Genomic DNA, 4,248 nt, shown 5'->3' on the forward strand with positions numbered 1-4,248 from the left:
CACCGCGACGCCGGCGCCCGCGACGATGGCGGTCGCGATCAGGCCGGCGCTGCCGCCCGTCCACAGGCGCGCCGTGCAGCCTGCCGCGATCAGCGCCAGCGCGACGGTCAGCGCGCGCTGCTCGCCGACGCGTCGTGCGAGCCCGACACCGACTCCGGCGACGATACCCATCAGCACGAACGGCAGCGTGGTCAGCAGCGCGGCCGCGCGAAAGCCGAGGCCGGTGTCGGCGCGCACGATGTCGAGCACGGGGCCGAACGCGGTCAGGAACGGACGCAGGTTGAGGCCGGCCAGTACCAGCAGCGCGAGCGCGCCATAGGACACGGAAGCCGCATGCGGGCGGCGGACAGCTTGCGCGGTGCCGGGGTCGGACATCGGGATGCTCCAGGGAGGGGCCGGTGGCCCTGTGATGCGATGCCGAAAGGGTAAGCGCGCGCTACGCCAGGTGAAAATTAAATATTCGACTGGGAATCAGTGCGGAATGCGATGGCCAGGCGGAGTGGGCTTGCCGTCGGTCGTCGAGGCTCGATTGGCTTGGGCGTTGGCTTTGGCTTTGGCGTTGGAGGTGTTGCCCGTCAGAACCCGGGATCGCAGCCCCGAGGCTGACAATCGACGCGCCGATAGTGACGGCGCGTCGCACAATCAAGGAGATTCGTCGTTTATTGAAGAGGGCGATTGTTACGCGAATCGCTAAATTTCGTATTTCTCGCGGGCCGCCACAAGCGCCCGAATGCGCGCGCGATCGTCCGCCGTCTCCGGCGTAAAGATCACGAGCGTCTGGTTGGGCCGGCCGCTCACGGCGAACGCCGAGTATTCGAGCGCGATTCGCCCGACGGCAGGATGGTGGATCTCCTTGGTCCCTTCCTCGTGCGAGCGAATATCGTGGTCGCGCCACAGCGCGTCGAACTCGGCGCTCGTCGCGCGCATCTCGTCCACGAATGCCTGCACGGCCTGCGTCGCGCCGCCGCGCGCGACGTCGGCGCGAAACGCGCCCACCGCGAACTGCGCGACGCGTGCCCAATTCGCTTGCACGCCGCGCACGTGCGGATCGACGAAGATGAGCCGCAGGATGTTGCGCCGTTCCGGCGATAGCGTCGCGTAGTCGGTCAGCGTCGCGGCCGCCGCGTTGTTCCACGCGACGACGTCCCACGTCGCCGAGCGCACGATCGCGGGGCTCGCGTCGAGCGAATCGAGCACGTGCTGCACGCGCGGCGACACGTGGTCGGTCGCGTGATAGCGCACCTCCGGCGGATGGCCGACACCGATCAGGAACAGGTGCTCGCGTTCGGCATCGTTCAGCAGCAGCGCGCGGGCGAGCCGGTCGAGCACGTCGGCCGACGGCGCGCCGCCGCGCCCCTGTTCGAGCCACGTGTACCACGCGGCACTCACGTGCGCGCGCTGCGCGACTTCCTCGCGCCGCAGGCCCGGCGTGCGGCGCCGCGTGGCCGGCAGCCCGAGCGCGGCGGGGTCGAGTTTCTCGCGGCGGTCCCGCAGGTACGCGCCGAGCAGGTTGTCGGGGGCGTCAGCCATATCCTGTTAGTTCGTTTACCGGTAAACCGTCACGACTTCACCGCGAGCGGCCGTCGACAGATAGTAAGCCTCCATGCCATCCGGAGGTACTGAACATGCGTGTCTTTGTTACTGGAGCGTCGGGATTCGTCGGCTCTGCCGTGGTTGCCGAACTCGTGGCCGCCGGGCACTCGGTGCTCGGTCTCGCGCGGTCCGACGCGGCCGCCGCGTCGGTTGCGGCGGCGGGGGCCGACGTCCATCGCGGGTCGCTGGAGGATCTCGACAGCCTCACGCGCGGCGCCGAAGCCGCCGATGCGGTGATCCACACGGGATTCAATCACGACTTCTCGCGCTTCGCGCAGAACTGCGAACTCGACCGTCGCGCAATCGAGACGATCGGCGCGGCACTCGCGGGCTCGGCGCGGCCGCTGGTCGTCACGTCGGGCCTCGCGCTCGTCGCGCCCGGCCGTGCGGCGACGGAAGACGATCCGCACGTGCCGGTGTCGTCGGTCTATCCGCGTGCGTCGGAAGCGGCCGCGGTCGCACTGGAGGCGAGCGGCGTGCACGCATCGGTCGTGCGTCTGCCGCCGTCGGTGCACGGCGACGGCGATCACGCCTTCGTGCCGCGCCTGATCGCGTTCGCGAGGGAGAAGGGGGTATCGGCCTTTGTCGGCGATGGCGGCAACCGCTGGCCTGCCGTGCACCGGCTCGATGCGGCGCGCGTGTACCGGCTCGCGGTCGAACGCGGCGCGGCCGGCGCGCGTTATCACGCGGTCGACGATACGGGCGTGCCGTTCCGCGACATCGCGGACGTGATCGGCCGGCGGCTCGACGTGCCGGTCGTCGCGAAAACGGCGGCCGAAGCCGGCGAGCACTTCGGCTGGTTCGCGATGTTCGCGGGGATGGATGCGCCGGCAACGAGCGAGCGCACGCGCGCATCGCTCGGCTGGGCACCGACGCAGCCGGGGCTGCTGGCCGATATCGACCGGCCGCGGTATTTCGAAGGCTGAGCCGGCGGCGGTCGTGCGGCCGTTTGCAACGGCCGCGCTTGCCGCCCGCGTGACCCCTTTCAGACCGCGACGACGATCTTCCCGACCTGCACGCCGGCTTCCCTGTATCGATGCGCGTGCACGATGTCGTCGAACGCGAACGTGCGATCGATCAGCGGCTTCAGCATGCGCGGCCGCCCGCCGGGTCGCGCGTCATTCGACCGGATGCAGATCCTGAAGCAGCGTCGGCACGAGCTCCGACACGGTCGGATGGATGTGCATCGCGCGGCTGATCGTCGTGTACGGCGCACCCGCGGCCATCACGTCGAGCATCCCGTGCACGACTTCGTCGCCCGTCACGCCGAGGATCGTCGCGCCGAGGATCGCATGATTGTCCGCGTCGACGATCACCTTCATGAACCCCAGGCTTTCGCCTTTTTCCACCGCGCGGCCGACGCGTGTCATCGGGCGCGTGCCGACGAGCAGCCGGCGGCCCGTCTGCTTCGCTTCCGCGAGCGTCATGCCGACGCGGCCGAGCGGCGGATCGACATACATCGCGTACGCCGTGATGCGGTCGGACACCTTGCGCGGGTCGTTATCGAGCAGGTTGGCCGCGACGATCTCGTAGTCGTTGTATGCGGTATGCGTGAACGCGCCGCGCCCGTTGCAGTCGCCGAGCGCCCAGATGCCGGGCACGTTCGTGCGCAACTGCTCGTCGACCTCGATATAGCCGCGCGCATCGGTCGCGACGCCCGCACGGTCGAGCCCGAGATCGTCGGTATTCGGCACGCGTCCGACCGCGAGCAGCAGGTGCGAGCCCGCGACCTCGCGGCCGCCGCCCGTGCAGTCGAGGCCGACCGCGATGCCGTCGCCGTCGCGCCGTGCGCTCAGGCAGGTCGCATCGAGCTGCACGTCGATCCCTTCGCCTTCGAGGATCTCGCGCACGGCCTGCGACACGTCCTCGTCCTCGCGGCGGATCAGGCGCGGGCCCTTCTCGACGATCGTGACCCGCGACCCGAAGCGGCGATACATCTGGCCGAATTCGAGCCCGACGTAGCTGCCGCCGACGATCACGAGGTGCGCGGGCAGGAAATCGACGTCCATCATCGTCGAGTTGGTCAGGTACGGCACCGTGTCGAGGCCCGGCATCGCGGGCACCTGCGCGCGCCCGCCGACGTTGATGAAGATGCGTTCCGCTTCGAGCAGCGCGTCGCCCACGCGCACCGCATCGGCGCGCTCGAAGCGGGCGTGACCCTGAAACACGGTGGTGTTCGCGAGTCCGCGCACCCATTGCTCGACGCCGTGGTTCGAGCGGCCGGAGATCTGGTCCTTGCGCGCCTTCACGGCTTTCATGTCGACGGTGACGGGGCCGCCGACCGACACGCCGTATTCGCCGGCCCGCCGCGCGAGGTGCGCGGCGTACGCGCTCGCGATCAGCGTCTTGGTCGGGATGCAGCCGGTGTTCACGCAGGTGCCGCCGAAGCGGCCGCGCTCGATGATCGCGACCTTCATTCCGGCGGCGGACAGCCGCGCGGCGAGTGGCGGCCCGGCTTGCCCGGTGCCGATGACGATCGCGTCGAAGTGTTGCGTCATGACGTCCTCCTGTGCGGGTGCAGCGAGGGAACGCGTGCGGGCGAGCCGCGTGCGAGGCCGGCGCACGGTCGCGCGACGGCGAGCGCCTATGGTAGTCCTGTTGGCGTGCGCTCGCGAGCGCCGGCGGGGCGGAGGCGGCGACGCGTGCCCGGGCCTG

At 70.1% G+C, this 4,248-nt stretch carries 4 protein-coding genes and 1 pseudogene; 1 reads left to right on the top strand and 4 read right to left on the bottom strand.

The features are described from left to right. Positions 1-375 (bottom strand): annotated as a pseudogene (locus tag DPV74_RS39380) (CynX/NimT family MFS transporter); the annotation flags it as partial. 315 nt (positions 376-690) lie between these two features. Then, positions 691-1,530, bottom strand: a complete 840-nt coding sequence (locus DPV74_RS39385; protein ID WP_119339154.1) for a helix-turn-helix transcriptional regulator — start codon at positions 1,528-1,530, stop codon at positions 691-693. 95 nt (positions 1,531-1,625) lie between these two features. On the opposite strand from DPV74_RS39385, the gene DPV74_RS39390 reads away from it, so the two are divergent. Further along, positions 1,626-2,519 (top strand): SDR family oxidoreductase, encoded by an 894-nt coding sequence (locus DPV74_RS39390; RefSeq protein WP_060317093.1) that lies wholly within the window; start codon positions 1,626-1,628, stop codon positions 2,517-2,519. 59 nt (positions 2,520-2,578) lie between these two features. On the opposite strand, the gene DPV74_RS39395 is transcribed toward DPV74_RS39390, so the two are convergent. Both DPV74_RS39395 and DPV74_RS39400 read right to left on the bottom strand, forming a co-directional pair. Further along, positions 2,579-2,686: a zinc-binding dehydrogenase gene (locus DPV74_RS39395; RefSeq protein WP_374709018.1), complete on the bottom strand. Its 108-nt coding sequence runs from the start codon at positions 2,684-2,686 to the stop codon at positions 2,579-2,581. Positions 2,687-2,711: 25 nt separating this feature from the next. Beyond that, positions 2,712-4,091 (bottom strand): FAD-containing oxidoreductase, encoded by a 1,380-nt coding sequence (locus DPV74_RS39400; RefSeq protein WP_060196708.1) that lies wholly within the window; start codon positions 4,089-4,091, stop codon positions 2,712-2,714. Between the last annotated feature and the right edge of the window lie 157 nt (positions 4,092-4,248).

The sequence above is a fragment of the Burkholderia sp. HAN2018 genome, from assembly GCF_024704855.1.
Classification (GTDB): Bacteria; Pseudomonadota; Gammaproteobacteria; order Burkholderiales; family Burkholderiaceae; genus Burkholderia; species Burkholderia cepacia.

Bases quoted from the DNA above. Each gene is read 5' to 3' on its own strand.
- DPV74_RS39385 (WP_119339154.1), bottom strand. From the start codon at position 1,530: ATGGCTGACGCCCCCGACAACCTGCTCGGCGCGTACCTGCGGGACCGC.
- DPV74_RS39400 (WP_060196708.1), bottom strand. From the start codon at position 4,091: ATGACGCAACACTTCGACGCGATCGTCATCGGCACCGGGCAAGCCGGG.
- DPV74_RS39390 (WP_060317093.1), top strand. From the start codon at position 1,626: ATGCGTGTCTTTGTTACTGGAGCGTCGGGATTCGTCGGCTCTGCCGTG.
- DPV74_RS39395 (WP_374709018.1), bottom strand. From the start codon at position 2,686: ATGCTGAAGCCGCTGATCGATCGCACGTTCGCGTTCGACGACATCGTG.